Source organism: Pedobacter sp. UYP24 (assembly GCF_054057295.1).
The window spans coordinates 599173-615415 of the sequence record NZ_JBSRZD010000001.1 but is presented as its reverse complement, the minus strand read 5'-3'; the positions used below and the strand labels follow the sequence as shown (position 1 = coordinate 615415).

Genomic DNA, 16243 nt, shown 5'->3' with positions numbered 1-16243 from the left:
TGCAATTTTATTTATTGATAGATATCATCAAAATACGCAATGGCAAGCGACTTAAGTAATAGTTCCTGTTCCATCATTGCAAAGGATGGAACAGGCTTTACCAATGTCCAGTGCGGCCAACCATCCTGATCCAGACCTTCAAGCTCATAAAAGCCCATTTCGCTAAGGAGTCTGCAGGTAGCGATGTGCATTAGTTCCTCCTTTTGACGTTTACTGTACTTGCCAGGTCCTTTACCCAGCTCCTGTACACCTATTAGGAAAAGAACCACCTTAAGATCAGGAACATCTGAGTCAAACTCGGTTGAGATTTTGGTTTGCAATAGTTTCCACTTTGCATGTATTTCTGCAGGTTTCATAGTGCAAAGATACAATTAGAGGACAGCTTTATTGAAATTAGTGTAGGCTTTAGTAAAGTGTTTTAGTATTTTTATCCCTATGAATAAAGAAATTATAACCGGTATACTAGCCTATGGAATGTCTGGCAAGGTATTTCATGCACCATTCATCGACGCACACCAAGGTTTTAAACTGCACGCAATAACAGAACGCAACCACAAACAGGCTGCTACTAATTACCCTGGTATTATTAGTTATGATACCATTGATGAAACAATTAATGATCCAGCGATAGAATTTATCATTATCAATACCCCAAACTTTACGCATTACGATTATGCCACAAAGGCTTTAAATGCAGGTAAGCATATATTGGTTGAAAAACCACTTACAGCAACAGCTGCAGAAGCAACGGAACTTTTTAAATTGTCTGCCCAAACAGGAAAAAAGATCTTCTTTTATCAGAACAGGCGTTGGGATAGTGATTTTTCTGCTGTACGGGATATAGTACAAAGTGGGAGACTTGGAAAATTAAACGAAGTACATTTCAGGTACGATAGATACCGTACTGCAATAGGACCTAAAACCTTTAAAGAAGAGCCTTATGCAGCAAGTGGTTTAATGTATGATCTTGGTCCGCACCTGCTTGATCAGGCAATTAGCTTATTCGGCAAACCAGATACATTCCATAAAATACTTGGAAAGAACAGGAAGGGAACGAAAGTAGATGATTACTTTTCGATCCACTTGGGATATCCAAATAGCGTTAATGTATTTGTACACGCCAATTTATTGCTCGTTGATCCACTGCCCGCTTTTGTGTTGCATGGCGAGAATGGATCCTTACATAAAAAGAGATCTGACACACAAGAGGAGCAGTTGTTGAAAGGCATGAAGCTGACTGAAGTGGGCTATGGAATTGAGCTGCCTGGAAGCGAGGGAAAGCTAACATTGATTGACGACGAAGGCAACCGCACTGTCGAAGAAGTACCATCTTTAAAAGGAAGCTACCTGCCTTTGTTTGATGCGATTTATGAAAGCATAGTAAATAATGTAACCTATCCTGTAAGCCAGGAACAAGTACTGATACAGTTAGAAATTTTAGAGGCTCCCTAGCAGAGCCACTGTAAATTCTGTTGCAACCTCGATATGAGGTATGTGTCCGCATGCCTCAAACTCGATAATTTTAGCGCCAGGAATTTTAGCAGCAGTTTGCTTGCCAAGCAATTTGTATTGGCCATGCAGTGCCTGCTGATCCGGACTTAACAATGACTTGCCGATTATAGTTTTGTCTTCCTTTCCAATAAACAATATGGTGGGCACTTTGATGTTATACAATTCATATACTATAGGCTGTTCATAAATCATACTATAGGTCATGGCCGCCACTCTGGCTGCCATAGGGTAATCTCCGCTGTTGGTTATCCCACCTGCTATACGAACTAGCTCCTCATACTCCGGCTTCCATACCGTAAAATAAGAAGTTTGATAATATTTACGGATGCTCTCTGGGGTAGCCCTAAGTTCTGTGCGGTATTGATCTTCTGTAGTGATATAAGGAACAAAACCGCGGTAATCTTCCAATCCTATCGGGTTTTCCAAGAGGAGCTTCTCTGTGGTTTCAGGATAAAGTAAAGCGAATCTGGTGGCTAGCATCCCGCCCATTGAATGACCTAAGATACTTGCTCTTTTTATACCAAGCGTATCTAACAATGCTTTATTCCATTTTGCCAGTTGATGAAAGCTATAATGAATAATTGCTTTTGAAGACTTGCCAAACCCAATTTGGTCTGGAACAACAACCCTAAACCCGCGACTAGTTAATGCCTTGATGACATTTGTCCAGTAGTAGCCTGCGAAATTTTTGCCATGTAAAAGAACGACCGTTCTGCCGTTTGCAAGTTGAGTTGGCTTTACATCCATGTAAGCCATCCTTAGGTCTTGACCCTCGGCATGAATAGGATAATATTGAACAGGATATGCATATTTAACCCCCTCTAAAGTTGTAGATATGGTATCGGCCTTTTGAGCAAATGAGCTATGGGATAAAGCGAATGAGAGGGAGATAATAAGCGATAACTGGAATAAGATTTTCCTGAACATGAAATAATGACTTTAAATTATAAACAACAACAAGGCACTAAAGTTCTAAGCTAACCATTATTTAACAAAAATCCCGTTCTGATGAGGGAACGGGATTTTTGAAGCAATGATTGACTATTTTTTTACTGTAAAAGGGATATTTAATCCGAATGTAATTGACCTGCCCTGGTTATAAATACCAAGTGTTGGATCCTCATCGCTCAATCTGCCAGGCTTAAAACGACTTAGATGGTCGTAGTACGCTTTGTCTAAAAGGTTACGGCCGGCAACATAAACTGTGATATCTTGTGATTTTCCCAACCGTATCGTGGTACCCACAGAAGCATTTAATAAAGTATAGCCGCTGGATGCACTTTCAAAACTATCGATTTTATCCTGTTTGAAGAAGTTATCTATACCAACTGCAAAATAGGAATTATTAGTACCTGTGATCTTTGGTTCAAACCTTAGCTCATTCCTTAAGGTTGCCGCAGGAATAAAAGGCAAAGACGTTTTAATACTGCGATTGGTTGCTCTGGTATAGGAAAATCCATTCTCAAAATGAATAAAGCTAACTGGGTGCAAAGTTAAAGAAGCCTCTATTCCGCGGAGGAAAGCGTTGTTCTGCACAAAATTATAAACAGGAAAATCTCTTGTGCTGCCATTACCGTTATCTATAGCGATGGTAGTACCGTTTGTATTGTAATAGATATAATCGTTGATAAGGTTTGCAAAACCACCCAGCGAAGCGCTGATGTATTGGCTCTGGTACTCAAAAGAAGCATCCAGCTGGTAGCTTTGTTCTGGCTTTAGCGATGGATTACCCACCTCATACCGAAATGCTCCTGAGTGCACACCGTTAGAAGATAGTTCGGCAATGTTAGGTGCGCGAAATGCACTTCCGGCATTAGACTTAAAACTTAATGCCTCATTAAATTCATGTGTATAACCAACCGCTCCCGTGATGTGAGAAATAGTATTGGAAAAAGCAAAGAATTCAGCATCACCACTAAATGCTTTACCATCCATTTTCCGGTAATCTAACCTTGCTCCAGCGTTAAAGCTATCGCTCTCCCATGATTTTTTGATGAACACGAAACCTCCAAGTGCACTTGAATTATAATCGGGTATGAGTTGAGCGCCACCAGTTGTATTTAGGCTGTTGATAAATTCTCCTGAAAGACCGACAACTGGCGCCCATCCATTGAAATCTTTCAATGAGTATTTAAGATCATAGCTATAAGTATGGCTGTTTAGGAACAAAGCTAAACCTTCAGGACCTTCGGATTCCAATTCCCTGCGCAGGTTGTGCTGATAACCCAATGTTGCTTTTAAGCTTCCATCGCCTAAGATGATGTTACTGTTTAATGCAATCTTATAATGACGCACATCCTGCTTAGGAAAGGCCAGTGATCGATCTTTGTTCTGCGCATCAGAAAATAGATTTCCATCCTGGTCGGTCAGCTGTCCATCGGCATTTCGTACCGGTTCGTAAAAACCGATGTTGTTGCGAAAGCTTGAGGCATCCAAATGTGCGTAACCCCATTTGCGGTTTACACCAATTTGGCCTTCAAAATTCGTTTCATTGAAACCCGAGTTGGGCACATATTCGGTAGGTGTTTGGTAAGAATATGCATTTTTATAAGTTCCGCGAACTTTATAGACAAGACCATTCTCATTACCCTGCAACATCAGTGAACTACCAGTCAAACCATTATTGCTTGCGTAATTTGTAAGGAACTCTCCTCTAAGTGTGCCTTCTGGAGCAGGTAGGCCATCCAGGATATTAATAACACCACCAAGTGCATCAGAGCCGTACATTAAACTTGCGGGCCCTCTTAATACTTCAACATGATCTGCACTATACTGATCAATCTCAATACCATGTTCATCACCCCATTGTTGTCCTTGTTGCTTAACCCCATTACTTAAAGTAACAACACGGTTGTAACTTAAACCCCTTATTACAGGTTTTGAAATAGAAGGACCAGTAGTGATTTGTGCAACCCCAGGCAACCTGGATATGGCATCCATCAAGTTAGTAGAGGGATGTGATAATAACTGAGATTTGTTTAAAGTGGCAACTGAAGTACTGTTTTTGCGATTATCTGAACTGGAGCCCGATCCTGTGATAACCACCTCCTGGCCTTCAATAACACTTGGCTGCAGGGCAAAGGTTAAATTAGCTGACACTGAAAAATCAACAGTTTTTGTAATGCTCTTGTAACCTACATAACTAACCTGAACTAGGAATTTGCCCCTGAATGGAAGGTTCTTTATTGTGAATTCTCCATTATCGTTGGTCAACGCAGACTTGCGTAGATCTGGAATGGAAACTGTAGCACCACTAAGTGAAGTGTTACTCTGGGCATCGGTGACTTTACCTGTAACATCTGCTAAAGATGCAGCATAGCCTGTACCAGAAAATAGTATATATAATAAAAAAACCAGTGAAAAATGTAAATGTTTCATAAACTGAATTAAAAATAAATGGTGGAACAAGGCAATTGCCTGTTCAGAAAACATAATTGATTGGAAATAGCGGCAATATTTGGCCGTTAATGGAAATTAGCTTAGTGGAGGACCACGAAGCGAAGTGCCGATGAGCTCAGTGTAAGCAGTTGAAAGCTCATAAAAATGTGGTGTATGCTGCCTTTTTTGCAGAAAAACTTGAAAATAGTAATCGTTACGGCAATAGGTTTTTTCGAAATGTAGCGAACAGATAACACAAGTATCGGCATTGCTTTTCACATGCTGTTTATGCATGCACTTAACTTCCCCATTTGTACAACTTACCTTGGTTTCCTGATGGTGGTTATGGAAAATACTTAAAGGAATAAGTGCAAAAGCAAATACCGCGAGCAGTAAAAGTGCAAATACTTGTTTGATATGTTTCCTATTGTATTTCAATACGCAACGAAATTAGAAATTTCTTCCACAAAGCTGGCCTATGTCACCAATTAATGACGGAAGATTGCGTTAACTTTACATTTAACAAGAACTAAGTATTTCATTTTAACGTTACTAAGATAAAAAAGAATGGCAACTGCAGAACAAATAAAAAATGGGTACGTTAATTATGTACTCACTAATGATGAACGGCCAAAATCTGTATACAGTTTTTCTAAGAAGCTTAAGATAGCAGAATCTGATTTCTACGATTTTTATGCCTCATTTGATAGCATCGAAAAGCTAATATGGGTAGACCTTACTGTTGAAACCATCGATACTTTACAACAACAGGAAGTTTGGCAGCAGTATAGCTCAAGGGAAAAGATACTCGCTTTTTTTTACAGCTATGTAGAAGTATTAAAGAAACAGCGCAGTTTTATCTTATACAGTATAAAACCCGCTGGCCTTAGCTTTGCAACTCCCGCTATACTTTCTGGAGTAAAATCGATATTTGAAAATTTTGCAGAAGAAATTATAAACACAGGAATAGAAACTGGTGAGCTAGCTGATAGAAAGTTCTTTAGCAAAAAATATAAAGATGCACTTTGGCTGCAATTTGCTTTCATAGTTAAATTTTGGATTGGTGATGATAGTGTAGGATTTGAAAAAACCGACGAGGCTATTGAAAAAGGCATCAATGTAACTTTCGACTTATTTCAGCACTCACCGATCGACAATCTGCTGGAATATGGGAAATTTTTATCTAGAAACACCGGCCTTAAAGAAAAAATGAGGTTTTAATAAATGAAGGAGCAAAAAAGCATCCCAGTGTCAAAAACACTGCGTTCAGCAAAATTTGTTAAAACAGGTATACAAATTGGAGGGAATTACATAAAACATTACTCTAAAAAACTGTTTAACCATGCTTTAAATAGGGATGAGTTAAATGAAGATAATGCAACCGATATCTATAATTCGTTAAGTGAACTGAAGGGAAGTGCACTCAAGATTGCGCAGATGTTGAGTATGGATAAAAATATATTGCCTAAATCTTATGTAGATAAGTTCTCTCAGTCGCAATATAATGCACCGCCACTATCAGGCCCGCTCATTGTAAGGACTTTTACAAAAAACTTTGGAAAGACTCCTGAACAGATTTATGATAAATTCAATACAAAATCAAACAATGCCGCATCAATAGGGCAAGTTCATCAGGCAGAACTGGGTGGAAAAAAATTGGCTGTAAAAATCCAATATCCAGGAGTTGGAGATAGCATCTCTTCGGACTTGAACTTGGTAAAACCCTTTGCTTTCAGATTACTTGGAATGAGCGAAACAGAGCTTAACATTTATATAAAAGAAGTTGAAGAACGCCTGTTGGAAGAAACAGATTATGAGTTGGAGGTAAAACGTTCTATTGAATTCTCGGAAGCTTGCAAAGACATACCAAATGTTGTTTTTCCAAAATACTACCCATCGCTTTCTGGAAAGCGTATCATATCAATGGACTGGATAGATGGAATGCACTTAAAAGAATTTTTGAAGACCAATCCTTCGCAGGAGTTAAGGAATAAGATTGGGCAGGCCCTTTGGGATTTTTATAACTTTCAGCAACATGAGCTTAGAGCGGTACATGCTGATCCTCATCCCGGTAATTTTTTGATTACGGCTGATGAAAAATTAGGTGTGATTGATTTTGGGTGTATTAAGGAACTACCGGAAGATTTTTACAAGCCTTTTTTTTCATTAATATCAAGCGACGTAATATTAGACAAGGCTAAAACCATTGATGCTTTCAGGAAGCTAGGCATGATACACAAGGATGATAGTAAGCGAGAAGTAGAGTTTTACTATAAATCCTATTTGGAGATGATTAAGCTTTTTGCGATGCCTTATACCAGTAAAACGTTTAATTTTGACAACCCTGATTTTTTTAAGGAATTATATAACTATGGTGAAAAAATATCCAAAATGCCAGAGTTTAAACAAGCTAGGGGGGTAAAGCATTTTATTTATGTGAACCGTACAAATTTTGGGTTATATTCCATTTTGCAAGATTTAAAAGCAGTTGTTAATACGACAACATATCAGCCTCATATATAAAGAGGGTACAATCGCCACAATCATACCCTCTTAACCTAAAACTAAAACTATTATTAAGACTACATTTAGTTGAAAAGGTTTCATTTAAGACTACATTTTTTTTCAAAAGTTGGATTTGCAATAATCTGTTTATAAATTTTAAAAAATATATAAACAAATCAAAACACTTAAATATATTTGTACTCCACTAAGTACTCTATTTTGACTAAAGGCTCACCAATTTACAAAAACATACTTGTTGTAGAAGATAATCATGCAATACTAGACGTGATTACGCTGATCCTGCAAAGTGAATCTTATAAAGTTAGCGGCCTTAATAAGAGTGCAGATATGATGAGTCATATTGAATCCTTTGGCCCTAATTTGATTATTCTTGACATTATGCTCCCAGATGCGGATGGAAGAGAATTGTTAAAACAGCTTAGGTCTGACGATAAAACATGTGAAATTCCAGTGTTAATGATATCTGCAAGGTACACCGCTGAGAATGTAGAGCATGGAAAATTTAAACCAAATGGGTTTTTAGCAAAACCATTTGATATAGATGATTTGTTAGACCGAATTGAGGGCATTTTGGCTGGAAAAAGCTATTAATTTGTTTTTTATATATTAGGGTAAAAAAAATCATATTTAGCTTCATCAAAAATGAATACGAACGAAACCCTGATCACTGATTTTTACACCGCATTTAAAAAGAAAGACTATTCTGCCATGCAGGCATGTTATCATGATAATGCCAGTTTTACAGATTCGATATTTAAGGGATTAAATTCATTGGAAGTTAAAAAGATGTGGGAGATGTTAATCAAGAATGGAAAAGACATGGACCTAATTTTTAAAGACGTTTGGGCAGATGAAAATAGCGGGAGCGCCTCTTGGGAAGCAACTTACACCTTTTCACGCACGGGCAAGAGGGTGGTCAATAAGATCAATGCCTCGTTTATAATTAAAGATGACAAAATTTTAAAGCACCGTGATGAATTTAATTTTTACAGCTGGGCAAAACAAGCATTTGGCAACACGGGCCTACTAATTGGCTGGACCCCCTACTTTAAAAGAAAAATTAAAAAAATAGCTATGGACAATTTATCGAAATACATTGCTAAGAATTAACGAATAGTAATTCAATGATTTCAGCAATTGATAGTTGCAGCTGATCTCCCGATTTCATATTTTTCAAGGTTAATTTACCACTTTGCATTTCGTCGCTACCAATAAGCATTACATAAGGAATAGTCTTTACATCCGCATAAGCCATTTGCTTCTTTAACTTTGCTGAGGAAGGATAAAGTTCTGCAGCTATGCCAGCATTCCTTAATTGCAGTAAAATAGGCAAAGCGTATTTTTCTGCAGCCAGATCAAAATTACTGATGAGCACCGTAGTACCCGCAATTGCAGATTCTGGAAAAAGTCCAAGTTCCTGAAGCACATCGTATATCCGATCGGCACCAAAAGAAATACCTACACCAGAAAGACCTTTTAGTCCGAACATTCCAGTTAGGTCATCATAACGTCCGCCACCACCAATACTGCCCATGGCTACTTCGTTGGTTTTTACTTCAAAAATGCATCCTGTATAATAATTTAGTCCCCGAGCCAAGGTAATGTCGAGCTCTAGATCGGGTTTAGATAAAGTATCCGAACCAATCATCCCTGAAACATACCTGAAAACAGATTCGATCTCTTCAATACCTGCCAGTCCTGTTGGCGAAGAAGAAAGTACCGACTTAAGTTGCTCCAGTTTCTGATCATTATTGCCCTCTAACAGAATTACAGGTTTAAGTTTAACTATATCATCATCCGTGAATCCACGTTCAAGAAGCTCTTTAATTATCCCATCCAGTCCAATTTTATCCAACTTATCTATCGCAACTGTCATATCAATGATCAGTCCAGGCTTTCCAATTACTTCTGCAATGCCCGAAAGGATTTTTCTGTTATTGATCTTAATAGTGAAATCTTTCAAACCAAGATTGCCCAATGCCTCCTGATAAATAAGAACAAATTCTGCCTCATTAAGTAAACTTGGCGAACCGACAACATCCACATCACATTGATAGAACTCCCGGTATCGTCCTTTTTGCGGCCTATCGGCGCGCCATACCGGCTGAATCTGAAAACGCTTGAAAGGCAGCGTGATATCATTCTGATGCATAACAACGTATCTTGCAAAAGGCACTGTCAGATCATAACGTAATGCTTTTTCACTAATAGAACTAGTTAAGGCATTTGAATTTAAATCAGACAGGTGAGTGGAATTGGCCTTAGAAAGATAATTTCCCGAGTTCAGAATTTTGAAGATCAGCTTATCGCCTTCATCACCATACTTACCAGTTAAGGTAGATAAGTTCTCCATCGCTGGAGTTTGAATCTCTGAGTAACCATATTTCTTGAATACCCTTTTAATGGTATCGAAAATATAGTTGCGTCTGATCATCTCCTGCGGAGAAAAATCCCTGGTTCCTTTAGCTAAAGAAGGTTTGATATTTGACATGCATGCAAAAGTACAAAAACTAAAAGGCATAAAAAAAGGTTGCCAACTTTTGATCTGGCAACCTTTTAAATTCTTATCTTTTATGTTAGATCAACAATCTTACAGGTTCTTCCAACAAGGCCTTCAATGTTTGAAGGAATGCAGATCCTGTAGCGCCATCAACAACACGATGATCGCAACTTAAAGTAACTTTCATTACGTTACCGGGTACAACAACTCCGTTCTTAACAACAGGAACTTGAGAGATACCACCTATAGCCAGAATACAAGCATCAGGCGGATTAATTATTGCAGTAAACTCATCAATACCAAACATACCCAGGTTAGATATGGTAAAAGTTGAACCTTCCCAATCAGCTGGCTGCAATTTTTTAGCTTTTGCACGTTGCGCGAAATCCTTCACTTCGGCAGAGATTCTTGAAAGAGATTTACCATCAGCAAAGCGAACAACAGGAACAAGCAGTCCGTCTTCTACAGCAACTGCTACACCGATATTAATATGCTCATTATAACGGATCTTATCACCCAACCATGAGGAGTTAACGTTAGGGTGTTGTTTTAAAGCAACTGATACTGCTTTCAGCACAAGATCATTAAACGATATTTTAACAGGCGCAAACTCATTCATCTTAGTACGGGCGGCAATAGCGCCGTCCATATCTATACTCATTGTTAAATAAAAGTGAGGAGCAGTAAATAAGCTTTCAGATAAGCGTTTAGCAATCACCTTGCGCATTTGAGTTACCGGTTTCTCGGTAAATTTCTCTTCACCAATATAAACTGGAAGTGGAGCAGCTACTTTTTCTGAAGTTGCAGCAGGAGCCTCCTTTGAAACTACTGGAGCAACAGCGGCTGGCTTATAGTTTTCTATATCTTTTTTAATGATACGACCACCATCAGCACTTCCAGAAACCTGGCTTAGGTCAATTCCTTTATCTTTAGCTATTCTTTTTGCCAATGGGGAAGCCTTAACACGATCATCAGAGGAATGAGATTCTTCTTGCTTTTCTGTTTCGACTTGTTTAGCCTGAGTTTTTTCAGCTATAGGAGCATCAGCACTTTTATCTGCAACTGGTTTTGCCGGACCATCTCCCTGACTTAAAATTCCACTGATGTCTGTTCCTTCAGGACCAACAATGGCAATGATTCCATTAACCTTCGCCGCTTGTCCTTTTTCAACACCAATGTGCAATAAAGTTCCTTCTGCATAACCCATTACTTCCATTGTTGCCTTATCGGTTTCCACATCTGCAAGGATATCATCATTCTTAACTTTATCACCAACCTTTTTGTGCCATTCTGCAATAACACCTTCAGTCATGGTATCACTTAGTAAAGGCATACGAACTACAGTTACCCCTAGTTTTTCAATATCTGCATCAGTAAGAGCAGCACCTTTAACGGCTTGTTCTTTTGTTTCAGCAGGCTTGCTTTCCGATTTTTCTTCCTTGGCCGGAACCTCGGTAGAACCACCTTCAGCAGATAAAGCCGCTTTATAATCTTCGCCTTCTTTTCCTATTACTGCAATAATTGCATCAACAGGAACAGCTTTACCTTCTTCAACACCAATATATAATACGGTACCGTCCCAATAGGATTCAAGATCCATAGTAGCTTTGTCAGTTTCTACCTCAGCCATCACGTCACCGCTTTTCACTTTATCGCCAACTTTTTTATGCCACTTCGCCATCACCCCTTCGGTCATGGTATCGCTCATTTTGGGCATTCTAACTATTTCAGCCATTCTATATACTATCTATTGAATATGTTAAAATTAATCTTTAATATACGGGTAGTCCTGTTGAATATACACATCAGTATACAATTCAGAAGCATCTGGCCAAGGAGAATCTTCAGCAAATTTAACTGCATCATCAACGACCTGTTTTACTTTAGCTTCGATTTCCTCAATCCATGACTGGTCTGCATATTTCTCACTCAAAATCGTTTCTCTAACACTTTCAATAGGGTCCTTTGCCTTGTATTCTTCCAACTCATCTTTAGTACGGTACTTTGCTGGGTCAGACATGGAATGACCTCTGTAACGATAAGTACGCATCTCCAGGAAGGTTGGTCCTTCGCCATTTCTTGCACGCTGGGCAGCTTCGTCCATTGCATTATGGACAGCTACCGGATCCATACCATCAACAGGAGCACATGGCATATCAAATCCTAATCCAATTTTATATATATCGGTCATGTTCGTAGTACGTTCAACTGAAGTACCCATTGCATATCCATTATTTTCGCAAACAAAGATGACAGGTAACTTCCAAAGCATAGCCATGTTGAATGCTTCGTTTAAAGCACCCTGACGAACAGCACCATCACCCATATAGCAAACATTAAGATTGGTAGTACCTTTGTATTTTTCTGCAAAGGCAATGCCGGCCCCCAATGGAATCTGGCCACCAACAATACCATGACCACCATAGAAGTGATGTTCTTTGCTAAACATGTGCATTGAACCACCTTTTCCCTTAGAACATCCTGTAGCTTTACCATACATCTCAGCCATGATTTCATTTGCACTTACCCCCAAAGCCAAAGCATGGGCATGGTCACGATATGCAGTAATCATAGAATCTCCTTTCTGCAATGCAGAAAGAGCTCCGGCTACTACAGCCTCTTGACCAATATATAAATGACAGAATCCACGGATTTTTTGTTGCCCGTAAAGCTGCCCTGTTTTTTCTTCGAATTTGCGCATCAGCAGCATCGACTCAAACCACTTCAGATAGGTATCTTTATTAATTTCTACTGCACTCATTGTTGGTGTGTTGATTTTATTTATGAGAGCAAATCTACTTTTTTATTGGAATATATCGAAGAAAATGATGTAAAATACATAGTAAGGTTACAGCGCCTAACAATGTATTGATCTTGGTGCCGAACACCCTATATTATTTTAGTTTTTTGGCCAGCAATAACAGGTATTTATTAATGTATTTATCAATAGCATCGTAAACGTTAACCCGTGAGAGGAAAGAATTTGAGCAATCATAGATATACTCGCTCTTATACTCCTCCTACAATGCTCTTTTATGGGTGGCATAAAAATAGGACTTTGACAGGACTTGAGAAGAAGGTAAAGTCCTATTCAACTCCTCTGTACCCCTTTAGAACCCTTATCTTTTTGCCAGCCATATAAAACGATGGTAAACAGCACCTGCAAGGGCTGATTTGTGATTTGAATCCTGCTCATTAAAGATTAACTTGTTGGATATGCATGACCTTAGCGCAGAATGGCATAAAGCGAGGTATTATGCACAACTTTTTTATTCTCTTATTTTAATCGCACAACACGTTCCTAATATTAAAATATTAATAATTATTGATTATGATCTCTATAGATTTGCATAAAATGACTAAAATACATATGTTTGCTTCTCAAACAATAAGCCCCTAGTGGTGTACGTTTAAGTGTAAGTCTTATAACCCAAACTTAACAGTATAACATGATTAAAAAGTTTTTGTTGTCTATATGTATCGTATTGTGCGGCCTAACGGCTTTAAATGCACAAACTAATACAAAAGAAGCCAGTAAACTGGAAGATCCTGACAACTTAGCATCGCAATATTTCTCCCAGGTAATGGGAGTTGCAGTTGACGCTACTTCTAACATTAAACTTTACAAATTTATCTACGAATGGATTGGAACTCCTTACAGATTTGGAGGAGAAACTAAAAAAGGCATTGATTGCTCTGCTTTTACCAAGGCTATTTACGATAAAGTTTTCAACACGACGATCTTAAGAAACTCCCGCGATATTTTTAGCATGGTTAATCCACTTCCAAAGGATGAACTAAAAGAAGGTGACCTTGTATTTTTCAAGATAAAGAGCAGAAGCATTACTCATATTGGAATATATCTAGGCGACAATCGCTTTGCTCATGCATCATCTTCACGTGGCGTAGTAATCAGCAATCTTAACGAGCCTTATTATTCTAGGTATTTTTATAAAGGCGGTAGAATATTAGAAGGTCTGAAAGAAGAGCTTGTCGAAGAGTAAACACTTATTAATTGTAGTTCCAACAATACACATTTTCCTAGGCTTCACAATAGGAAATGTTTCTAATATTACGCTTAAAAAAGCCGCTTCTGAAACTCATCTTATTAAGCCCCTAAATACAGATACCATATCCATTTCTGCTGTGGGAGATATCATGTTGGACTCTGCTTATCCTTCAAAAATAAACTTACCGAAGGATGACGCTATTCATAGTTTTAAAAATGTCATTAACCAATTAAAAGGAAATATTATTTTCGGAAATCTAGAGGGGTGTCTTTTAGACACGGGCAAATCTACTAAATGTAAAGATACATTAAGCAATAGCTGTTTTGCATTTAGAATGCCTGAAAGATATGCAGGCATTATCAAAGAAGCGGGTTTTAACGTTTTAAGTATCGCTAATAATCACATTGGTGACTTTGAAAACACAGGCAGAAAATGAACAATTGAGATACTAGATTCACTTGATATAAAGTTCGCCGGTCAACGTTTCCATCCTTATAGTCTTTTTGAAAAAGATAGCATTAAATATGCATTTTGCGCATTTGCACCAAATGAAAACACGCTGCAGATAACTGACATTGAAGGTGCAGTAGAGTTGGTTTCAAAATTAAAAACGCTGTCGGACGTCGTTATTGTATCATTTCACGGCGGGTGGTGAAGGTTCTAAATTCGAACATGTACTGAAACAGGATGAAATCTTTTATAAGGAGAACCGCGGCAATATTTACAAATTTGCACATGCAGTTATTGATGCAGGTGCTGACGTAGTTCTTGGACACGGCCCACATGTTACACGTGCGGTGGAAGTCTACAAAAATCGGTTTATCGCCTATAGCCTTGGCAATTTTTGCGCTTATGGAATGTTTAACCTGAGTGGCTCCAATGGAATTGCTCCTTTGTTGAATTTAAAAATTAAGCCTAATGGAGAATTTATCACCGCCTCAATATGTCCGTGAAACAAGATAAAATCAGCAGACTAAAGATTGATCCAACTCATGCCGCTTTCAAAAAAATGAAATTCCTTACTGATGCAGATTTTCCTGGTCATAGATTAGTTTTCGAAGGAACAACAATTCGCCAAAGAGCTGATTAAGCTTCGTCTTTTGTATTTCTTACAAGACTTACTCCAGTAAAGAAAAAAACAGCTCCTATAATTCCAAAAACTATTAGTTGCCTAGTTGCAGAGTCATGTTGAGTAAAGCCATATCCAGCATAAATTAATCCTATAACTCCCAGTAAAGTTAAAATAGTTCCGAAGGTACGTTTAACGTTCATAATTGATTTTCTTATATATAAATTCTTATTGCAATATCTGTGCCTAATACAAATTAGTTTGTATCTTCAATATTTATCACCAAAAATATTGAATGATCATGGAATACTTTTTCTACGCTTTATTATTGTTTGCTTTAGTTGTACTTCTTAGTTCCTTTGTGACTGTAAAACAAGGAACAATCGCGGTAATTACTGTTTTCGGTAAATACCGTCGACAGCTCGGGCCAGGTTTAAATTTTAAAATACCACTGATTGAAAACATTCAATCCAGAATATCAATTCAAAACAGATCGGTAGAACTTTCCTTTCAGGCCGTAACTCAGGATCAGGCAAACGTTTACTTTAAGGCTATGCTGCTGTATTCCGTACTCAATCAGGATGAAGAGACTATTAAAAATGTTGCCTTTAAATTTGTTGATTCAACCAATCTAATGCAAGCACTTATAAGAACCATTGAAGGATCTATCCGCGCATACGTAGCTACTCAAAAACAGGCCAATGTTCTTGCCCAGCGAAATGAAATTGTGCTGCATGTAAAAGAGCAAATTGACATTGTATTAGAAAGCTGGGGATACCATTTACAAGATTTGCAGTTAAATGACATTACATTTGATGAAGAAATCATGAGATCAATGAGCCGTGTAGTTGCATCAAATAATCTAAAAGCCGCAGCAGAAAATGAGGGACAAGCACTTTTGATAACAAAAACAAAAGGAGCGGAAGCTGACGGTAATGCTATTAAAATTGCTGCGGCAGCTGAAAGAGAAGCTGCACAGTTAAGAGGTCAGGGTATTGCGCTATTCAGAGCAGAGGTAGCACACGGAATGACCAAAGCTGCCCAGGAGATGGAGGAAGCAAATCTCGATATTTCTGTCATACTTTTTACCATGTGGACAGAGTCAATTAAGCATTTTTCTGAGAACAGTGATGGAAACGTAATTTTTCTTGATGGGTCAACCGAGGGAATGAATAAAACACTGAAAGAAATGATGTCTATGCAAATTGCAAAAAAATCGCAATAAAAATGGGGCTTTAAAAGCCCCAT

The 16243-nt window shown here is 38.2% G+C and carries 17 protein-coding genes; 10 read left to right on the top strand and 7 right to left on the bottom strand.

Translation table 11 applies throughout. From position 1 onward, the window contains the following. Nucleotides 1-11: 11 nt before the first annotated feature. The gene (locus ACVWYN_RS02795; RefSeq protein ID WP_457287297.1) at nucleotides 12-356 is read right to left on the bottom strand and encodes a hypothetical protein; all 345 of its coding nucleotides are present in this window, start codon (nucleotides 354-356) and stop codon (nucleotides 12-14) included. A 79-nt stretch (nucleotides 357-435) separates the two neighbouring features. On the opposite strand from ACVWYN_RS02795, the gene ACVWYN_RS02790 reads away from it, so the two are divergent. Then, nucleotides 436-1452 (top strand): Gfo/Idh/MocA family oxidoreductase, encoded by a 1017-nt coding sequence (locus ACVWYN_RS02790; protein ID WP_457287296.1) that lies wholly within the window; start codon nucleotides 436-438, stop codon nucleotides 1450-1452. Here ACVWYN_RS02790 and ACVWYN_RS02785 read toward each other — a convergent pair. Further along, nucleotides 1438-2439 carry an alpha/beta fold hydrolase gene (locus tag ACVWYN_RS02785; protein ID WP_457287295.1) on the bottom strand — a complete coding sequence of 334 codons (1002 nt, stop codon included), beginning with the start codon at nucleotides 2437-2439 and terminating at the stop codon, nucleotides 1438-1440. The two genes, ACVWYN_RS02790 and ACVWYN_RS02785, sit on opposite strands and share 15 nt — an antisense overlap. Nucleotides 2440-2553: 114 nt before the next feature. Further along, entirely contained in the window at nucleotides 2554-4890 is a 2337-nt protein-coding gene (locus ACVWYN_RS02780; protein WP_457287294.1) for a TonB-dependent receptor, read from the bottom strand. A gap of 567 nt (nucleotides 4891-5457) precedes the next feature. Here ACVWYN_RS02780 and ACVWYN_RS02775 point away from each other — a divergent pair. The 4 genes from ACVWYN_RS02775 to ACVWYN_RS02760 all read left to right on the top strand — a co-directional run bounded on the left by ACVWYN_RS02775 (nucleotide 5458) and on the right by ACVWYN_RS02760 (nucleotide 8526). Then, complete coding sequence (locus ACVWYN_RS02775; RefSeq protein ID WP_457287293.1) at nucleotides 5458-6111, top strand: TetR family transcriptional regulator C-terminal domain-containing protein; 654 nt, start codon at nucleotides 5458-5460, stop codon at nucleotides 6109-6111. Nucleotides 6112-6114: 3 nt separating this feature from the next. Continuing rightward, nucleotides 6115-7413 (top strand): ABC1 kinase family protein, encoded by a 1299-nt coding sequence (locus ACVWYN_RS02770; RefSeq protein WP_457287292.1) that lies wholly within the window; start codon nucleotides 6115-6117, stop codon nucleotides 7411-7413. A 201-nt stretch (nucleotides 7414-7614) separates the two neighbouring features. Continuing rightward, the gene (locus ACVWYN_RS02765; RefSeq protein WP_457287291.1) at nucleotides 7615-8007 is read left to right on the top strand and encodes a response regulator transcription factor; all 393 of its coding nucleotides are present in this window, start codon (nucleotides 7615-7617) and stop codon (nucleotides 8005-8007) included. A 51-nt stretch (nucleotides 8008-8058) separates the two neighbouring features. Next, nucleotides 8059-8526: a nuclear transport factor 2 family protein gene (locus ACVWYN_RS02760; protein WP_457287290.1), complete on the top strand. Its 468-nt coding sequence runs from the start codon at nucleotides 8059-8061 to the stop codon at nucleotides 8524-8526. On the opposite strand, the gene hisS is transcribed toward ACVWYN_RS02760, so the two are convergent. The 3 genes from hisS to pdhA all read right to left on the bottom strand — a co-directional run bounded on the left by hisS (nucleotide 8516) and on the right by pdhA (nucleotide 12677). Then, nucleotides 8516-9907, bottom strand: a complete 1392-nt coding sequence (gene hisS / locus ACVWYN_RS02755; RefSeq protein ID WP_457287289.1) for a histidine--tRNA ligase — start codon at nucleotides 9905-9907, stop codon at nucleotides 8516-8518. The two genes, ACVWYN_RS02760 and hisS, sit on opposite strands and share 11 nt — an antisense overlap. A gap of 85 nt (nucleotides 9908-9992) precedes the next feature. After that, nucleotides 9993-11651 carry a pyruvate dehydrogenase complex dihydrolipoamide acetyltransferase gene (locus ACVWYN_RS02750; RefSeq protein ID WP_457287288.1) on the bottom strand — a complete coding sequence of 553 codons (1659 nt, stop codon included), beginning with the start codon at nucleotides 11649-11651 and terminating at the stop codon, nucleotides 9993-9995. Between the two features lie 30 nt (nucleotides 11652-11681). Further along, nucleotides 11682-12677 carry a pyruvate dehydrogenase (acetyl-transferring) E1 component subunit alpha gene (gene pdhA, locus ACVWYN_RS02745; RefSeq protein WP_457287287.1) on the bottom strand — a complete coding sequence of 332 codons (996 nt, stop codon included), beginning with the start codon at nucleotides 12675-12677 and terminating at the stop codon, nucleotides 11682-11684. A gap of 688 nt (nucleotides 12678-13365) precedes the next feature. Here pdhA and ACVWYN_RS02740 point away from each other — a divergent pair. The 4 genes from ACVWYN_RS02740 (at nucleotide 13366) to ACVWYN_RS02725 (ending at nucleotide 15016) form a co-directional block, all read left to right on the top strand. Beyond that, nucleotides 13366-13920: a C40 family peptidase gene (locus ACVWYN_RS02740; protein WP_457287286.1), complete on the top strand. Its 555-nt coding sequence runs from the start codon at nucleotides 13366-13368 to the stop codon at nucleotides 13918-13920. Further along, nucleotides 13907-14362, top strand: coding sequence for a CapA family protein (locus tag ACVWYN_RS02735; protein ID WP_457287285.1), 456 nt, complete (start codon nucleotides 13907-13909; stop codon nucleotides 14360-14362). Before ACVWYN_RS02740 ends, ACVWYN_RS02735 begins: the two co-directional genes overlap by 14 nt. 193 nt (nucleotides 14363-14555) lie before the next feature. Next, nucleotides 14556-14879, top strand: a complete 324-nt coding sequence (locus ACVWYN_RS02730) for a CapA family protein (RefSeq protein WP_457287284.1) — start codon at nucleotides 14556-14558, stop codon at nucleotides 14877-14879. Beyond that, nucleotides 14870-15016 (top strand): hypothetical protein, encoded by a 147-nt coding sequence (locus tag ACVWYN_RS02725; RefSeq protein ID WP_457287283.1) that lies wholly within the window; start codon nucleotides 14870-14872, stop codon nucleotides 15014-15016. The genes ACVWYN_RS02730 and ACVWYN_RS02725 overlap by 10 nt, the downstream gene beginning before the upstream one ends. Here the strand turns inward: ACVWYN_RS02725 and ACVWYN_RS02720 are convergent. Then, a complete protein-coding gene (locus tag ACVWYN_RS02720; RefSeq protein WP_457287282.1) occupies nucleotides 15013-15198 on the bottom strand; it encodes a hypothetical protein in 186 nt (61 codons plus the stop codon). The genes ACVWYN_RS02725 and ACVWYN_RS02720 overlap by 4 nt on opposite strands. Nucleotides 15199-15296: 98 nt before the next feature. Between ACVWYN_RS02720 and ACVWYN_RS02715 the strand changes: the two genes are divergently transcribed. Next, nucleotides 15297-16220, top strand: coding sequence for an SPFH domain-containing protein (locus ACVWYN_RS02715; RefSeq protein ID WP_457287281.1), 924 nt, complete (start codon nucleotides 15297-15299; stop codon nucleotides 16218-16220). Nucleotides 16221-16243 lie beyond the last annotated feature (23 nt).

Excerpts from the sequence above, each read along its gene's own strand:
- ACVWYN_RS02795 (WP_457287297.1), bottom strand. The coding sequence starts at position 356 with ATGAAACCTGCAGAAATACATGCAAAGTGGAAACTATTGCAAACCAAA.
- ACVWYN_RS02790 (WP_457287296.1), top strand. The coding sequence starts at position 436 with ATGAATAAAGAAATTATAACCGGTATACTAGCCTATGGAATGTCTGGC.
- ACVWYN_RS02785 (WP_457287295.1), bottom strand. The coding sequence starts at position 2,439 with ATGTTCAGGAAAATCTTATTCCAGTTATCGCTTATTATCTCCCTCTCA.
- ACVWYN_RS02780 (WP_457287294.1), bottom strand. The coding sequence starts at position 4,890 with ATGAAACATTTACATTTTTCACTGGTTTTTTTATTATATATACTATTT.
- ACVWYN_RS02775 (WP_457287293.1), top strand. The coding sequence starts at position 5,458 with ATGGCAACTGCAGAACAAATAAAAAATGGGTACGTTAATTATGTACTC.
- ACVWYN_RS02770 (WP_457287292.1), top strand. The coding sequence starts at position 6,115 with ATGAAGGAGCAAAAAAGCATCCCAGTGTCAAAAACACTGCGTTCAGCA.
- ACVWYN_RS02760 (WP_457287290.1), top strand. The coding sequence starts at position 8,059 with ATGAATACGAACGAAACCCTGATCACTGATTTTTACACCGCATTTAAA.
- hisS (WP_457287289.1), bottom strand. The coding sequence starts at position 9,907 with ATGTCAAATATCAAACCTTCTTTAGCTAAAGGAACCAGGGATTTTTCT.
- ACVWYN_RS02750 (WP_457287288.1), bottom strand. The coding sequence starts at position 11,651 with ATGGCTGAAATAGTTAGAATGCCCAAAATGAGCGATACCATGACCGAA.
- pdhA (WP_457287287.1), bottom strand. The coding sequence starts at position 12,677 with ATGAGTGCAGTAGAAATTAATAAAGATACCTATCTGAAGTGGTTTGAG.
- ACVWYN_RS02740 (WP_457287286.1), top strand. The coding sequence starts at position 13,366 with ATGATTAAAAAGTTTTTGTTGTCTATATGTATCGTATTGTGCGGCCTA.
- ACVWYN_RS02725 (WP_457287283.1), top strand. The coding sequence starts at position 14,870 with ATGTCCGTGAAACAAGATAAAATCAGCAGACTAAAGATTGATCCAACT.
- ACVWYN_RS02720 (WP_457287282.1), bottom strand. The coding sequence starts at position 15,198 with ATGAACGTTAAACGTACCTTCGGAACTATTTTAACTTTACTGGGAGTT.
- ACVWYN_RS02715 (WP_457287281.1), top strand. The coding sequence starts at position 15,297 with ATGGAATACTTTTTCTACGCTTTATTATTGTTTGCTTTAGTTGTACTT.